Annotated in this window: 14 protein-coding genes; 12 read left to right on the top strand and 2 right to left on the bottom strand. The window is 70.0% G+C overall.

The genetic code is table 11. The features are described 5' to 3' along the window. The 10 genes from otnK to BLQ76_RS17525 form a co-directional block, all read left to right on the top strand. Window positions 1–1410 (top strand): 3-oxo-tetronate kinase (gene otnK / locus BLQ76_RS17570; protein ID WP_090676043.1); only part of this gene is annotated, 1410 nt, incomplete at its 5' end. Further along, on the top strand, window positions 1407–2081 hold the full coding sequence (otnC, locus tag BLQ76_RS17565; protein ID WP_244519706.1) for a 3-oxo-tetronate 4-phosphate decarboxylase: 675 nt from the start codon (window positions 1407–1409) through the stop codon (window positions 2079–2081). The genes otnK and otnC, both read left to right, overlap by 4 nt. Before the next feature lie 11 nt (window positions 2082–2092). Beyond that, complete coding sequence (locus BLQ76_RS17560) at window positions 2093–2857, top strand: hydroxypyruvate isomerase family protein (protein ID WP_090676040.1); 765 nt, start codon at window positions 2093–2095, stop codon at window positions 2855–2857. A 151-nt stretch (window positions 2858–3008) separates the two neighbouring features. Further along, the gene (locus BLQ76_RS17555) at window positions 3009–3719 is read left to right on the top strand and encodes a GntR family transcriptional regulator (RefSeq protein ID WP_090676037.1); all 711 of its coding nucleotides are present in this window, start codon (window positions 3009–3011) and stop codon (window positions 3717–3719) included. A 157-nt stretch (window positions 3720–3876) separates the two neighbouring features. Then, window positions 3877–4662, top strand: coding sequence for a transporter substrate-binding domain-containing protein (locus BLQ76_RS17550; RefSeq protein WP_090676035.1), 786 nt, complete (start codon window positions 3877–3879; stop codon window positions 4660–4662). Window positions 4663–4730: 68 nt separating this feature from the next. Then, on the top strand, window positions 4731–5405 hold the full coding sequence (locus tag BLQ76_RS17545; RefSeq protein ID WP_090676033.1) for an amino acid ABC transporter permease: 675 nt from the start codon (window positions 4731–4733) through the stop codon (window positions 5403–5405). Between the two features lie 25 nt (window positions 5406–5430). After that, entirely contained in the window at window positions 5431–6648 is a 1218-nt protein-coding gene (locus tag BLQ76_RS17540; protein ID WP_090676031.1) for a cysteine desulfurase-like protein, read from the top strand. Further along, on the top strand, window positions 6645–8051 hold the full coding sequence (gene hydA / locus BLQ76_RS17535) for a dihydropyrimidinase (RefSeq protein ID WP_090676028.1): 1407 nt from the start codon (window positions 6645–6647) through the stop codon (window positions 8049–8051). Before BLQ76_RS17540 ends, hydA begins: the two co-directional genes overlap by 4 nt. Window positions 8052–8467: 416 nt before the next feature. Next, window positions 8468–9349, top strand: coding sequence for a manganese catalase family protein (locus BLQ76_RS17530; protein WP_090676026.1), 882 nt, complete (start codon window positions 8468–8470; stop codon window positions 9347–9349). Window positions 9350–9415: 66 nt separating this feature from the next. Beyond that, complete coding sequence (locus BLQ76_RS17525) at window positions 9416–9910, top strand: DUF4142 domain-containing protein (protein ID WP_139184042.1); 495 nt, start codon at window positions 9416–9418, stop codon at window positions 9908–9910. Window positions 9911–10094: 184 nt separating this feature from the next. Here BLQ76_RS17525 and BLQ76_RS17520 read toward each other — a convergent pair whose 3' ends face one another. Beyond that, window positions 10095–11612 (bottom strand): cation:proton antiporter, encoded by a 1518-nt coding sequence (locus tag BLQ76_RS17520; RefSeq protein ID WP_090676021.1) that lies wholly within the window; start codon window positions 11610–11612, stop codon window positions 10095–10097. A gap of 102 nt (window positions 11613–11714) precedes the next feature. Next, entirely contained in the window at window positions 11715–11987 is a 273-nt protein-coding gene (locus BLQ76_RS17515) for a hypothetical protein (RefSeq protein WP_090676018.1), read from the bottom strand. A gap of 139 nt (window positions 11988–12126) precedes the next feature. On the opposite strand from BLQ76_RS17515, the gene BLQ76_RS17510 reads away from it, so the two are divergent. Beyond that, a complete protein-coding gene (locus BLQ76_RS17510) occupies window positions 12127–14460 on the top strand; it encodes a DUF3772 domain-containing protein (protein ID WP_139184041.1) in 2334 nt (777 codons plus the stop codon). Window positions 14461–14842: 382 nt separating this feature from the next. Next, window positions 14843–16162 (top strand): NAD(P)H-dependent oxidoreductase, encoded by a 1320-nt coding sequence (locus BLQ76_RS17505; RefSeq protein ID WP_090676014.1) that lies wholly within the window; start codon window positions 14843–14845, stop codon window positions 16160–16162. Window positions 16163–16185: the final 23 nt, after the last annotated feature.

The raw sequence follows: 16185 nt of genomic DNA, 5'->3' as shown, positions 1-16185 counted from the left end.
ATGCATCTTGGGATCATCGGGGACGACTTCACGGGGTCGTCGGATGCGGCGAACACGCTGGCGCGGGGTGGCTTGCGGGTCGTGCAGTATGCGGGGGTTCCGTCGGGTCCGGCGGAGCGGGGTGTCGAGGCGGGCGTGGTGGCGCTGAAGTCGCGCACGATCGCGGCCAGTGAGGCGGTGGCCTTGTCGCTGGGTGCGCTGGACTGGCTCCTGGCGCAAGGCTGCCGGCAGATCCTGTTCAAGGTGTGCTCGACGTTCGACTCGACGCGGAGCGGCAACATCGGCCCGGTGGCCGAGGCGCTGCGGGCGGCGCTGGCGGCGCGGCTGGGTGCGGGAGCGGCGGCGATGGGCCCGGTCCTGGTGTGCCCGGCCTTTCCGCGCGCGGGGCGCTCGCTCTACCAGGGGCACCTGTTTGTCGCCGACGCGCTCCTGTCGGAGTCGGGCATGCGCGACCACCCGCTCACCCCCATGCGCGATCCCGACATCCGGCGCTGGTTGGGCTACCAGACACAGCTCGGTGTCGGGCACGTGGCGGCGTCCACGGTGTTTGCCGGGGCGGACGCGATCCGCGAAGGCGCGCTAGCGGAAGCCGCGGCGAACCGCCCGCTGGTGGTGGTGGACGCGATCCGCGACGAGGACCTGCACGCGATCGGGCAGGCGGCCGCCGACTGGCCGCTTCTGGTGGGGGGCTCAGGGATCGCGCTGGGCCTGCCGGAGAACCTGCGCCGGGAGGGGCTGGTCCCGGTGCGCGGCCCCGACGCGGACGCCTGGGCGGGCTCGCGCGGTCGGGCGGCGATCCTGTCGGGCTCGTGCTCGGTGATGACGCGCGCGCAGGTGCGCCGCCATCTGGCGGACGGCGCGCCGGGGCTGGAGGTCTCGGCCGACGAGATCGTGGCCGACGGGGCGGGGGCGGTCGGGCGCGCGCTGCGCTTTGTGGACGATCACCCGGGGCCGGGCGAGGGCGGCGAGGGAGGCAACGGGGCGGGCGGCGCGGCGGCGGGCGCTCCGCTGGTCTACACCTCGGCCGATCCGAGCGTCGTGCGGGAGGCGCAGGCGCGCTTTGGACAGGAGCGCGTGGCAGGCGCGGTGGAGGGCTTCTTTGCCGAGCTGGCGCGCCGGCTGGTGGCGGGGGGCGTCACGCGCCTCGTGACGGCGGGCGGCGAGACGTCCGGGGCGGTGGTGGAGGGCCTGGGCCTAGCCTCGCTGGCCATCGGCCCCGAGATCGCGGCCGGCGTGCCGGCGGTGCGCGCGGACGGGGTGGGGGAAGCCGGGGGCGCCGGCGGCGGGCGCCCGCTCTGGCTGGCGCTGAAGTCGGGCAACTTCGGCGACGAGCGCTTCTTCGCGCAGGCGCTCGACGTGCTCGGGCAGACCGTCCCGGAAGCGGGGCGACCGGAAGCGCGACGACCGTGAGCGGGGTGATCGCAAGCGACGCCCGCGCCGAGAGCCAGCTTCGCGAAGACGTCTGCCGGCTGGCCGCCAGCCTGTTCGACCGCGGGCTGACGCAAGGGGCGTCCGGCAACGTCTCGGTGCGCCTGCCCGATGGTGGGCTGCTCGTCACCCCGACCGGCCGCTCGCTCGGCCGCCTCGACCCCGGGCGCCTGGCCAGGCTGGGCGCCGATGGGCAGCTCGTGTCGGGCGATGCGCCCACCAAGGAGGTGCCGCTTCACGCCGCCTTCTACCAGACGCGCGGAACGGCGGGGGCGGTGGTGCATCTGCATTCCGCCCATGCGGTGGCCTGGTCGACGCTGCCCGAGGTGGACCCCGAGAACGCGCTGCCCGCGATCACCCCGTATGCCGTGATGCTGCTCGGGCGCGTCAAGCTTCTGCCCTTCTTCGTGCCGGGCGACCCCCTCACCGGCGAGGCGATCCGGGGCTTGGGGGGCCGGCGCTCGGCGGTGCTTCTCGCCAACCACGGGCCGGTCGTGGCCAGCCGCGACCTCGAGGCGGCGGTCAACGCCATGGAGGAGCTGGAGGCCACCGCGCGCCTGGCGCTGCTCACGCGCGGCCACCATCCGCGCCTTCTGTCGGAGGGCGAGGTCGCGCGCGTGGTGAAGCGCTTCGACGTGGAATGGGACGGGTGAGGGAGGCGAACATGATCGAGCTGTCGGCCAATCTGGGCTTCCTGTGGAGCGAGCTGTCGCTGCCGGACGCCATCCGGCGCGCCGGGGCGGCGGGCTTTGCGGCGGTGGAATGCCACTGGCCATACGAGACGGATGCAGGCGCGGTGGCCGACGCGCTTGCCGAGACCGGCCTGCCGATGCTCTCGCTCAACACCCGTCGCGGCCAGCCCGGCGAGAACGGGCTCGCCGCCCTGCCCGGGCGCGAGGGCGAGGCGCGCGAGGCCATCGGGCAAGCCTTCGAGTACGGGGCGCGGATCGGGGCGCGCTGCGTGCACGTCATGGCGGGCGCGGCGCGCGGGCAGGCGGGGGCCGAGGCGACGTTCCTCGCCAACCTCGCCTATGCCGCCGATCTCGCCTGCGACACCGGCATGGGCGTCCTGGTCGAGCCGCTGAACCGGCGCGATGCGCCCGGCTACCTCCACGCCACGGTGGAGGAGGCGGCCGCGCTCGTGCGCCAGCTGGCGCGCCCCGAAGTCCGGATCCTGTTCGACTGCTACCACCAGCAGATCATGGGCGGCGACCTCGTCACGCGCTTTGCCGCGCACAAGGACCTTGTCGGCCACGTCCAGTTCGCAGCCGTCCCCACCCGCGCCGAGCCTGACCGGGGCGAGGTCGACTACCCCTGGCTCCTGCCCGCCCTCCAGGCCGCCGGATACGCAGGACCCTTCGGCGCCGAGTACAAGCCAACGGGCGCAACCGACGACGGACTGGCCTGGATGAGGGCGTTCACAGCATAAGGCGAACGAGCGTCCGCATTCCGTCAAGGTGCATGCACTTCGACGGGGTAACTGTACGAACCGCTTGCGATACGGCGCTTGGGTGCTGCTGGGATAAGCTGGTATGGAAGACGCGTCCTGTCCCGCGTCTTTCCAGGAAATCGTCTCCCGCATGGATGCCTCCGACCGCGCCGCCGCCATCTGCCGGGCCATCCGACGCGCCATCCTCGAACAGGCGCTCAGCCCCGGCGACAAGCTGCCCGAGGACACGCTCGGCGAGCGCTTCGGCGTCAGCCGCACGATCGCCCGGCACGCGCTCGGACAGCTCGCCTCGGAAGGCTTGGTCGAGCTGCGCCGCAACCGTATCGCGCTGGTCGCGACACCCTCCTTCGATGAGGCGCGCGACGAATTCGACATCCGGCGCGAGCTGGAGCGCCTCGTCGTGCGGGCGCTGGCCGGCAACCTGACCGCCGAGCAGGTCGCGGAGCTCCGAGCCCATGTGGCGGAGGAGGCGGCCGCGCGCGGCGGACCGGACGCCAACTCCATTCGGTTGGCCACCGAGTTCCACGTCAAGCTCGCCGAGATGGCCGCCAAGCCGACGCTCCTGCGCTACGTTCGGGAGATCGCCTACCGCTCGTCCTTGTCGCTCGCGACCTTCGGGCGCCCCCATTCCCCGGAATGCGCGATCAACGAGCATGGCGCTGTGATCGACGCCCTAGAGGCGGGCGACCCCGAGCGGGCGGCCGACCGCATGGCCCACCATCTCGATCAAGTGGCCGAGCGCGCCTTTCTGCGCGCGGCGCCCGCGCGCGGCGACCTGATGGAGATCCTCGGTCCCTATGCCGAAGCCGAGCGCGGTCGCTCGCACGCTCGCACAGCCTGAGGCGACGTATCTTTTTGCTTGGCGACGGCATAGATCGAGCATACGGTCTGACTGCTGAAGTGCATGCAAGAAAAGTGATCGATCGTTGAGCATCTCCTGCACGGCTTGTGTGCAGACCGCTCGTTTCCCCGTCAGCCTCCCTCAAGCAGGAGCCGCCATGATCCGCAGGACCCTTGCCGCCGCCCTCGTCGCCGCCCTCGCCCTGACCGGCGCGGCTTCCGCCAAGACCCTCACGGTCGGCGCCAACATCGGAAACGTGCCCTGGGAGTTCCAGGACGCCTCGGGCCAGACCGTCGGCTTCGAGGTCGAACTCGTTCGCGAGGTCGCCAAGCGCATGGGCTACGACGACGTCTCGTTCGAGAACATCCCCTTCAACGGCCTCTTCTCGGCCGTGCAGTCGGGCCGCATCGACGCGGCGATCTCCTCGATCACCATTACCAAGAAGCGCCTGGAGTCGGTCTCCTTCGCGCAGCCCTACTACGACAGCGACCAGTCGCTCTCGGTCCTGAAGTCGTCGGGCATCGAAAATCTCGCTGGCCTCAAGGGCAAGGTGGTCGGCGTCGACACGGGCTCGACCGGCGACATCTGGGCGACCCAGCACCAGGGCGAGTACGGCATCTCCGACATCCGCCGCTTCGAGGGCCTGTCGCCCGCGATGCTGGATCTGGCCGCCGGCCGCATCGACGGCTACGTCTCCGACATCCCGGCGGTCGCCTACTACATCAAGGACAAGTCGCAATACGCCGTCGTGGAGCGCATCCCGACCGGCGAGCAGTACTCGATCATGTTCGCCAAAGATTCGCCGCTGGCGGCCGAAGCCTCCAAGGCGATCGGCGAGCTGAAGAAGGACGGGACGATCGCCAAGCTGCACGAGACCTGGTTCGGCAGCGCGCCCGACGCATCGACCTCGACCGCCCGCGAGGCGGAGATGCCCAAGCTCTGATCTCATCGTTTTACGGACCCGCCCCTTGAGCGGGCGGGTCCCTTCCGGCCGCGCAAACCCGAGATCCGATGGACATCGTCTCCACCTTCTTCAACGTCGACGTCCTGTGGAACGCGTTTCCGCTGCTGCTCAGCGGCCTGGGACGGACGGTGCTGCTCGGCTTCCTGTCGATCGCGCTCGGCCTTGTCGGCGGCCTCGGCCTCGCGCTCGCCCGCCTTTACGGGGCGAAGCCCGTGCGCTGGCTGGCGATCGCCTATATCGACGTCTTCCGGGCGCTGCCGGTTCTGGTGTGGCTGGTCGTCGTCTACTACGCGCTGCCCTTCGTCGGCATCCGCTTCTCGCCCTTCTTTGCTGCGACCTTCGCGCTCGCCACCGTGTCGAGCGCCTATGCGGCCGAGATCTTCCGGGCCGGCATCGAGGCCATCCCGCGCGGCCAGTTCGAGGCGGCCGACGCGCTCGGCCTTCATGCCTGGGCGAAGATGCGCCGCGTGATCCTGCCCCAGGCGATCCGCATCGTGATCCCGCCGCTCACCAACAACTCGATCAACGTCCTGAAGGACACCGCGCTCGCCTCGGTCGTGGCGCTGCCCGACCTTCTGAAGCAGGCGACGCAGGCCCAGGCGCTCGCCGCCAACCCCTCGCCGCTGATCGGGGCCGCGATCCTCTACCTCCTCATCCTCCTGCCGCTCGTGCGCCTCGTCTCGCGCTTCGAGCAGCACTCGGCCCGCCAGCAGGCGCGCTGACCCCGGTCCCATGAAAGCCATGCCCATGTCGCTCGATCTCGACTTCGTCCGCTCGCAGTTTCCCGCGCTCGGGAGCGACTGGGTCTTCATGGACAATGCCGGCGGCAGCCAGGTGCTGCGCGACGTGGCGGCCCGCGTGTCGGACTACCTCCTGACGACGAACGTCCAGACCGGCGCGACCTACGAGCCGAGCCGCGTGTCGACGCAGCGCGTCGCCGAGACGCGGCAGGCCTTCGCCCGCTTCATGAACTGCGACGCGAGCGAGATCGTCGAGGGGCCCAGCACCACGATCCTTCTGCGCTTCCTGTCGGAGGCGATGACGGGACGGCTCCAGCCGGGCGACGAGATCATCCTGACCAATGTCGACCACGAGGCCCATATCGGCCCCTGGCTGCGCCATGCCGAGCGCGGCGTCACGATCAAGTGGTGGCGCTGCGACCCCGAGAGCTTCGAGCTCGACCTCGACGACCTTCGCGCGCTGATGACCGATCGCACCAGGCTCGTCTGCGTCACGCACGCTTCCAACATCCTCGGCACGATCAACCCGATCGCTGAGATCGCCGACATCGTGCACGAGGCGGGGGCGGAACTGGCCGTCGACGCCGTCGCCTACGCCCCGCACCGCGCGATCGACGTCCAGGCGCTCAAGGCCGACTACTACGTCTTCAGCGTCTACAAGGTGTTCGGACCGCACCATGCGGTGATGTACGGCCGACGCGACAAGCTCGAAGCGCTCGACAACATCTACCACTACTTCTTCGACAAGAGCCGCGTGCCCCACAAGCTGGAGCCCGGCAACATCAACTACGAGGCGGCCTGGGGATCGGTCGGCTCGGTCGACTACGTCGCCGAACTCGGACGGCAGGCCGACGGCTCGACGGGCCGCGCGGCGATCGAGGCGGGCTTTGCCGCCATCGCGGAGCAGGAGCGCGTCGTCACCGAGCGGCTGATGGACTTCCTGACCTCGCGCAACTCGGTGCGCGTCATCGGGCGTCGCTCCACCGCGATCGAGGACCGAGTCTCGACGGTCTCCTTCACGGTGGGCGACGAGAACTCCAAGCGCATCGTCGAGGCCGTCGATCGCGCCCATGTCGGCATCCGCCACGGCGACTTCTATGCCCGCCGCATCGTCGAGGAACACGGTCTGCTCGATCGCGGCGGCGTCGTGCGCGTCTCGATGATCCACTACAACACGGTGGACGAGGTGGACCGGCTGATCGCCGCGCTGGAGCCCGAGCTGTGACGCTGGATCTGGCGATCCGCGGCGGTACGATCGCCACGGCCTCCGACGTCTTCCGGGCCGATGTCGGCATTCGCGAGGGGCGCATCGTCGAGATCGCGGAGGGCGTCGGCGCGGCACGAGAGACCCTGGACGCCGCGGGCCGCCTCGTCCTGCCGGGCGGCATCGACAGCCATGTCCACATCTCGCAGCCGTCGGGCGCGGGCATCCGCATGGCGGACGACTTCGAGAGCGGCACGCGCTCGGCGCTGATGGGCGGCAACACGACCGTCCTGCCCTTCTGCCTGCAGGGCAAGGGCCAGTCGCTGCGCGAGGCGCTCCAAGGCTACCATGCCCTGGCGGAGGGCCAGTGCTACACCGACCATTCGTTCCATCTGATCGTCTCGGACGCGACCCCGTCGGTGCTCGGCCAGGAGCTGCCGGCGCTGGTGGCCGACGGCTACACGTCCTTCAAGGTCTTCATGACCTACGAGGACCTGCGGCTGAACGATGCCGAGATCCTCGCCACCATGGACACCGCGCGCCGAACCGGTGCGCTGGTCATGGTCCACTGCGAGAACGAGGATGCGATCCGCTACCTCGTCGGCCAGCACGAGGCGCGCGGCGACGTCGCGCCCCGCGCCCATGCCACGACGCGGCCGGTCGCCGTCGAGCGCGAGGCGACGCATCGGGCCGTCAGCCTCGCCGAGGTCGTCGACGTGCCGGTGGTGATCGTCCACGTCTCCAACGGCGCGGCGCTCAGTGAGATCCGCGCGGCGCGGGCGCGCGGCCGGCGCGTCGTCGCCGAGACCTGCCCGCAATATCTCGTGCTGACCGCCGCCGACCTCGAGGGCATGGACTGGGAGGGCGCGAAGTTCGTGTGCTCGCCGCCGCCGCGCGACGCAGCCGAGCAGGTGGCCTGCTGGACCGGTCTTGAGACCGGCGACTTCGACCTCTTCTCCTCCGACCATTGCCCGTTCCGCTACGACGACGCGGAGGGCAAGCTGAACCCGCGCGGGCGAACGAGCTTCCGCCACGTGCCGAACGGCATTCCCGGCGTCGAGACGCGCCTGCCGATCCTCTTTTCCGAAGGCGTGACGAAGGGGCGGATCGACCTGTCCCGCTTCGTCGCGCTGACGGCCACCAACCACGCACGGATCTACGGCCTGGAGCGAAAGGGCTCGATCGCGATCGGCATGGACGCCGACATCGCGATCTGGAACCCCGAGGCCCGCCGCACGATCCGTCATGCGGACCTTCATGACGGCGCCGACTACACGCCCTACGAGGGTCTGGAGGTCGTCGGCTGGCCCGAGGACGTGATCCTCGGCGGGCGCCTCATGGTGCGTGGCGGCGTCCTGGTCGGCCAAAAGGGGGCCGGCACCTACCGACCGCGTGTACTGTCGAGCCTGGCGCGGGTTGCCTGAGCCGCATTGCGCGGCGCATACGGGAGGCCGTGGACCCTCGGCTCGCACAGCCGGACCGGCTGCCACCCGCGACACGGATCGCTGTTTCGTAAGACCCGGCCGGACGCGACGCGGACCCTGATCGCCATGAGGGGCCGCCACGGCCGCGCCAGCTTTGTTTGGATGGTCGCATCGCAGCATCCGAACCGGTTCAGCGATCGCCCGGTATGCGGCTTGCCATAACGAACCGAAGTTCTAGGCGTCGCCAGGCTCGCCTGACTGTAGTTTCTCAGATGAAGAGATTTTAGCCAGCGAATAAAATTAAATATTGTTCGTTAGGTCTGCAAATATGACCTGACTAAGCAATAGTTATGGACGTTGATCGGAACGGATAGTCTGCGGTGGCCTTCCTCGACCTCACAGGAAGGGACGACCTTATGTTCTATACGGATGGAAAGCTGCAGTTCCCGGTTCGCGTCGAACGGCCGAACCCGGTCTTCGCCAAGGCGTTGCAGCAGGCGATCGGCGGCGTGGAAGGCGAGATCCGTGTCGCCATGCAGTACATGTTCCAGGCCTTCGGCGCGCGGGGCCCGGCCAAGTATCGCGACATGTTGCTCAACACGGCGACCGAGGAGCTCGGCCATATCGAGATGCTGGCGACGGCGGTCGCGCTGAACCTCGAGGGCGCGCCGCTGTCCTTGAAGGAGGAAGTCTCGGCGGACGTCGCCGGCGGTGCCGTTCTGAACGGCATGGACATGCGCCACATCCTGTCGGTCGGACTGGCGGCGATGCCGGTCGACGCCAACGGCGTTCCGTTCGACATGAGCCATGTCTACGCATCCGGCAATATCGCTGCCGACATGTACGCCAACGTCACCGCCGAAAGCAGCGGCCGCGTCCTGGCCGTCCGTCTCTACAACATGACCGACGATCCCGGCATGAAGGAGATGCTGGCCTTCATGATCGCCCGCGACACGATGCACCAGCAGCAGTGGCTGGCCGCGCTCGAGGACATGGGCGGCGAGACGGCCAACCTGCCGATCCCGAACTCGTTCCCGCAGTCGCAGGAGAACCAGAAATACTCCTACGCCTATTTCGGGCACATGACCGACGGTTCGATCCCGGAAGGGCGCTGGACCGCGGGTCCCGCCATGGACGGCAAGGGTGAGTTCGTCGCGATGCAGTCGCAGCCGATGGGCGGGAAGCCCTCGCTCGCTCCCGCGCGGCCCGATGGCGGGGCGCAGACCGGACAAACGTCGAAGTCCGGTTCGGAGGGCCTGCTCGGGCGCATCGAGGGCGCGATCGAGCGAAACATCTAAAGGCACGCGGCCGGGCCCAGCTCGGCGCCGACACGCCATCTTCACCGAACTTGCAAGGATACACCCGTGAACAGACGTCATGTCATGACATCCCTGGTCGGCGCGGCCGCCGTCTCGGTGCTGCCGCTGGGGGCGGCCGCCGTGGCCCAGCCGGCCGGCGTCGAAGCCGCCAAGCTTCCGGCGCTGCAGGGCGGCGACTTCTCGACCGCGACCAGCGAACTGGCCCGGCGCAAGGCGACAAACGCCGCGGTCAAGGAGTTCGCCCGTCTGGAGATCGCCGAACAGGCGGCGGTCGCCAAGGCGTTCGGCTCCGAGCCGGGTGCAGCCGGCATCCCGCAGCCCAAGGCCGCCATGCTCGAGAAGCTGCAGGCGGCCGACGGGGCGACCTTCGACATGATGTATGTCGACGGCCAGATCGCGGAGCATCGCGAGCTTCTGAAGATCCACCAGCGCTACGCCCGAAGCGGGCAGGATCCGATGGCTCGGGGCGCCTCCTTGGTCGGCGTGACCGGGATCGAGACGCACTTGTTCCTGCTGCAGAACATCAAGCGCCAGCTCTAGGCGCGGCGGCCGGCACCGGGCGGGGGCGCGTCGAGCGGCCCCGTCCAGCGACGGCGAGGAATGGGGCCGGAGGCGACCCCGTCGCCGGTGGCTTCCGCGCGATGCGGACATCCGTGCGGCGGGCAAGGCCGGGACCTCCCTGCGTCGCGGACGCTGTTTCCGACGCGAGCCGTGGCGCGGATCGTCACAGCGGCCGGGCGCTCATCTCCAGCCAGTCGAGCTCCTCCTCGACGCGGCGGTAGGCCTCGTCGCCGATCGTGCCGTTGTCGCGAAGCGCACCGATCTCGCGGCGTGCGGCATCCACCATGCGCAGGCGGACGTGGTTCTCCGGACGCTCGCGCAGGTCCGCGCCCTCCATCGCGTGGGAGAGCGCCTCGGCATACTCGTCCGCGATGCGGCGGGCCGCGGGCGACGTGTCGCCGTCGAGTTCGGCGAGCCCCGCCTTGATCACCGTCTTGCGCGCGCGGCGCAGCTCGTTGTCCACGGTCCGGTCCTCGGGCAGGCGCAGGAGGCGCAGGAGCGGTCCCAGCGTCAGCCCCTGGATCAGCAGCGTGCCGAGCACCACCACGAAGGCCGCGAGCTGCATGAAGTCGCGATACGGAAAGTCCGCCGGCAGGGCGATCGCCGCGGCCAGGGTGACGATGCCCCGCATGCCCGACCAGCCCACCACCAGCGAGGCGCCGACGCCGACGCGCGTCTCGTCCGCGGCGGCCGGGCGCAGCTGGCGCAACCCGTGATGGGCCACCACCCAGGCGAGGCGCACGAGGATCACCACCACAAGCAGGAGGAGCGACAGGCCGATGTAGCGCTCCTGCTCGGCGCTCGTCAGCGTCTCCAGGATCGGACGCAGCTCCAACCCGATCAGCGTGAAGGCCAGGACGTTGAGCACCACGGTCACGGTCTCCCAGACCGCGAAGGATGCGACGCGCAGACGCGCGCGCATGGCGTATTGCGTGCCCCGCGCTGCCGTGATCGCGAAGACCACCACCGTGACGACGCCCGACAGGCCGAGCCGCTCGGCCCCGAGCCAGGCGCCGAACGTCACCACGAACTGGAAGATCGTGGCGCTCGGCCCGTCGGTCATGCGCCCGATCAGGCGGCGCGTGACCTGTGCGAACAGGAAGCCCGCCACGGCGCTGCCCACGAACACCAGTGCGAAGGCCGGGAGCGCCTCGCCCCAGCTGAAGCTTCCCGCCGCCACCGCACCGATTCCGAGCCGGTAGATCAGAAGCGACGAGGCGTCGTTGAGGAGGCTTTCGCCCTCCAGGATCACGCGCAGGCGATAGGGCGGCGCGACGGCGCGCAGGATCGCGAGCGCCGCGACCGCATCCGGCGGGGCGAGCAAGGCGCCGAGCGCGATCGCCGCGCCCCAGGGCATGTCGGGCAGGGCGATGCGCACGACCAGCGCCACGACGAGGGTCGTCAGGCCGACCGCGACGAGCACCAGCGAGGAGACCTCCACCCAGTTGCGCTTCAGGTCGCGCAACGAGGAATCGTAGGCCGCATCCGACAGGACCGGCGCCACGAACAGGGCGAGGATGAGGTCCGGCGGCAGTTCCAGGCGCGGTCCGCTCGGCAGGAAGGCGAGCAGCGCGCCGCCGAGCGCGAGCAGCGTCGGGTAGGGCACATGCAGGCGCCGCGCGAGCATCGACAGGAGCGTCGCGCCGAACAGGAGCGCCAGAAGCGACTCGAAGACATGCATGACGGCCTCCGGAATGCGGATGGTGCCGGTGTGCGGCGGTCCGCCTCCGTTTAGCCGCTCCGGGCCGGCGCGATCAACGCACCGTGAGCCTGGCTTGACCGGTCAGCGGCTGTCCGGACGGAAGCCGAGGACGAAGGCGACCACGGTTTCCGCCGGCATCTCGCAGGGCAGGAGGCGCAGGCCGTCGTGGAGACGGTAGATGTTGGCGCTGACCCGATCCGGTCCGCCGAGTTCCTCGCCCCAGAGCCAGCGCCGGCGACCGTCCGGCGACTGGTTCAGCGTGACGCCCCAGCGCCGGCCCGCGAACGCACCCTCCCGATAGCCGTCCGGCAACTGGTCGAGGGCGCGGGCAAAGGCGGCAAGGTCAAGACTCATGCCCCCTCAACGACGCGGCGCGCAGGGCGGTTCGTTTCGGGGGCCTTTGCAATAAAACCTCCGCATTTGCCCGGCAAAGCGCCCCCCACGTCCCGTCCCGGGGGAGGGGCGCGCCGTCATCATGGGGATACCTGACGCCTTGCCGAACCGCCTTGCCGCCTTCTTCGCGCTGATCGCCCTTCTCGTCCCGCTCGTGTTCTCGCCCGCGCGCGCCCAGGACGTGCCGGATGCGGCGAAGGCGCCGATCGCGACGCTGGACCAGCAGGCGGGCGAGCTGGCCGCCATCCAGGCCGCGGCCAACGGCGCGGGCGCGGATACGGACGCCAAGGCGGAACTGCGCGACCGGGCGATGGCGGTCGGCACGGCCGCCAACGACGCGGCGGCGCTGCTGGTCCCCGAGCTCGAGGCCGCCAACGCGCGCCTGACGGAACTCGGGGAGCCGAGCGAGGGCGAGGCGCCCGACGTGCAGGAGCAGCGCACGCGCCTCACCGCGCAGCGCGATGCCGTGGACTCGGCGATCAAGCGCGGACGGTTGCTCGCCGCCGACGCCAAGGACACGATCGACCGGCTGATCCGCGAGATCAACGAGGCCTTCAACCGCGATACGTTCCGCAAGGTGGCCTCGCCGCTGTCGCCGCTTCTGTGGCAGACGGTGGCGCGCAACCTGCCCGACGACATGGCGCGGCTGCGCGACTTCGCCCACGACAACGTCGTGCAACTCCTCGAGACGCGCACCACCTCGCGTCTCGCCGTGGTGCTGGGCGGCCTGGGGCTCGCGCTCCTGATCCTCGTGCCGATCCGGCGCTGGCTGCGCGATGCGGGCCGCAACTTCGCGGTGCGCCAGGTGCCGGCAACGCGCGCCCGGCGCTCGGGCCTGGCGCTCTGGTTCGTTCTGGTCGGCACGCTGATCTCGACGCTCGGCGTCTCGGCGCTGTTTCTCGCGCTCTACTGGGCGGACATGCTGACCAATGCTACGCGTCCGCTGGCGGAGATCTTGAGCGTGACCGCCGGGGTCGGCGGCTTCGTGGTAGCGCTCGGCGCCGGCCTGCTCCTTGTCGGAAAATCCTCCTGGCGCCTCCTGCCGATCTCCGAGGAGACGGCCGAGAGCCTGCGCTTCTTGCCGCTCGCGACCGCCCTCGTCTCGTTCTTCGCCGTCTTTCTGATCGAGGGAGGCAACGCGGTCGGCGTCAGCCGCTCGGCCGTGGTGCTCCTCAACGCGATCGCCGCGCTCGCCTATGTCGCGCTGATCGTGACCGTCCTCGTCACGCTCGGGCGCGTCCGGCGCCGCCAGGGCGAGGAGGTGCGCGAGCCGGGGGGAGCGACGACCTGGGTGACGCTCGCCACCGTCGCGGCCTGGATCTGCGTGGCGATCAGCCTCGTCGCCGCACTCCAGGGCTATGCGAACCTCGCGCTCTTCGTCAGCCGTCAGACGATCTGGACTGCCGTGGTCGCGGCCGCGACCTATCTTCTGCTGGTCGTGGCGGACGACCTCTGCACCACGCTGTTCGCGCCCGAAAGCCGGCTCGGCCGCTCGCTCCATGCAAGTCTCGGCCTGCGCAAGTCGCAGGTGCGCCAGCTGGGCGTCGTCCTGTCGGCGCTCCTGCGCATCGCGATCCTGGTGCTGGCGGCCCTTCTCCTGTCCGGGCCGCTGGGCCCCGGCGCCTCGTCGATCTTCTACCAGTTCGGCTCGTCGGCCGAGATCCGCATCGGCGGCTTCACGATCGTGCCGGGCGCGATCCTCAAGGCGGCGATCGCGCTCGCCATCGGCATCACGCTGATGCGCGGCGTCCGTCGCTGGCTGGACGAGCGCTACCTGCCGGCCACCGACCTCGATCCCGGCGCGCGCAACTCGGTGTCGACCATCGTCGGCTATGCCGGCATCATCCTGGCTAGCTTCTGGGCGCTGACCTCGCTCGGCATCGGCATGGAGCGCATCGCGCTTGTGGTCTCGGCCCTGTCGGTCGGTATCGGCTTCGGCCTGCAGGCGATCACGCAGAACTTCGTGTCGGGCCTGATCCTTCTCGCCGAGCGGCCGGTGAAGATCGGCGACACGGTGCGCATCGGCACCGACGAGGGGGACGTGAAGCGCATCTCGGTGCGCTCCACCGAGATCCAGATCGCCGACCGCTCGACGCTGATCGTGCCGAACTCTGAACTCATCACCAAGCCGGTCCGCAACATGACCATGGCGAACCCGCTCGGGCGCATCCAGGTCGCCTTCTCCGCCCCGCTCGACGTCGATGCCGAGGCGGTGCGCCGCACCGTGCTGGCGATCTTCGAGGCCCACGAGGCGGTGCTGGCCGAGCCGGCGCCCAGCCTGTTCATCGACGGGATCGAGAGCGGTCAGGTCCAGTTCAAGGCGTTCGCCTTCGTGTCCGGGCCGCGCCTCGTTTATTCCACGCGCTCGGCGCTCCTGTTCTCGATCCTCGGGCGCTTCCGCGAGGAAGGCATTCCGATCGTGAAGCCGGCCTGAGACGCCGCTTCGCGGTCTCGCCGAGGACATCAGGGAAACCGACCGAAGCCTGCCGCTTTGGCCACGCCCGCGGGGAGGGGGCGTTCGAGAACGCGTGACGGCCAAGGCTCCGGGCGTAGCGAGCATCCTTGCGGCGCGCCTTCGAGCAGAGGGCCGAACGCGTCCGGTCGATTCACGCTCCTCATGCGTCACCCACGGCACCGCATCGACCCGGAGAAAGGCCGGTGGGAGGACGGCGCGACCCGGGCAGCGGTCGCCCCTTCCCAGCGGGTGTCTCGTCGCCGCCCGTCATCCTGGCCTGACCGATCGGCGTCAAATCCCGAGTTTGAACTCTTGTCGTCGATGGAAGACAAATGTATCTAGGTGGTGTGGAGGACAACCGATGAGCATTCTGCAGGTGGGCCTGGCGGCCGAGCTTCAGGCGTATGCCGACCGGTACGGTCCCGTGACGGTGGGCCTGGCCGGTTCGGGCCAGATGGGCACCGACATGGTGGTGCAGCTGACCTTGATGCCGGGCGTGCGTCTGGGCGCCCTGTCGGAGCTCAACATCGCCGGAGCGGAAAGCGCGCTGCGCATGGCGGGGTCCGAGTTCGCGCGCGCCTCGAGCGCGGTCGACGTCGACCGCGCCATCGAAGGCGGGCGCGTGGCGCTTACCGAGGACTACAAGGCGCTGTGCGCGTCCGGCCGGATCGACGTCGTCATCGACGCCACCGGCAATCCCAACGTCGGCACGCTGATCGCGCTGGAAGCCTTCCGCAACGGCAAGCACGTCGTGATGCTGAACGTCGAGGCCGACATCACGATCGGCCGCTTCCTGCGCGAGGAGGCCGCCAAGGCCGGCGTCGTCTATACCGGCGCGGCCGGCGACGAGCCGGCAGCCACCGTCGAGATCATCGGCTTCGCGCAGTCGCTTGGCTTCGACATCGTGTGCGCTGGCAAGGGCAAGAACAATCCCCTGCGCTTCGACGCGACCCCCGACGCCTACGAGGAGGAGGCGCGCCGGCGCAACATGAACGCGCGCATGCTGGTGGAGTTCGTGGACGGCTCCAAGACCATGATCGAGATGGTCGCCGTCGCCAACGCGACTGGCCTCGAACCCGACGTGCCCGGCATGCACGGCCCCGCCGCCACGCGCGACGAGCTCGCCTCCGTGCTCTGCACGAACGAGGACGGCGGCGTCCTGTCGGGTCCCGGCAAGGTCGACTACTCCATCGGCAAGGGCGTCGCGCCCGGCGTCTTCTGCGTCGTGAAGCCCCGCCACGATCGCGTGCTGGAGCGCATGAGCGATCTCAAGATGGGCCCCGGGCCGAACTACACGATCTTCCGACCCTATCACCTGACCTCGCTCGAGGTGCCGCTGTCGGCCGTGCGTGCGGTGGTGAAGGGCGCGCCGGACCTCATCCCCGCCGACCGTCCGGTCGCCGAGTGCGTGACGCTCGCCAAGCGCGATCTGAACCCCGGCGATACGCTCGGCAAGATCGGCGAGTACGACTATCGCGGCTTCGCGATGACCTGGGAGGGCGCGCGCAACGAGGGCGCCCTGCCGCTCGGCCTTGCGGAGGGAGCCCGCGTCATCCAGCCGATCCGGGCCGGCGAGAAGCTGACCTACGCCAACTGCGCGCCCGACGACAGCCTCGTGATCACCCAGATCCGCCGTCGTCTCGACCAGGCCGACGGGCGCTTCGCCACGCAGGCCGCGTAGCGAAGACATCATCCGCTAGGAGC

The sequence above is a fragment of the Aureimonas jatrophae genome (assembly GCF_900104035.1).
Lineage (GTDB): Bacteria > Pseudomonadota > Alphaproteobacteria > Rhizobiales > Rhizobiaceae > Aureimonas > Aureimonas jatrophae.
This window is presented reverse-complemented; position numbering and strand designations above follow the sequence as displayed.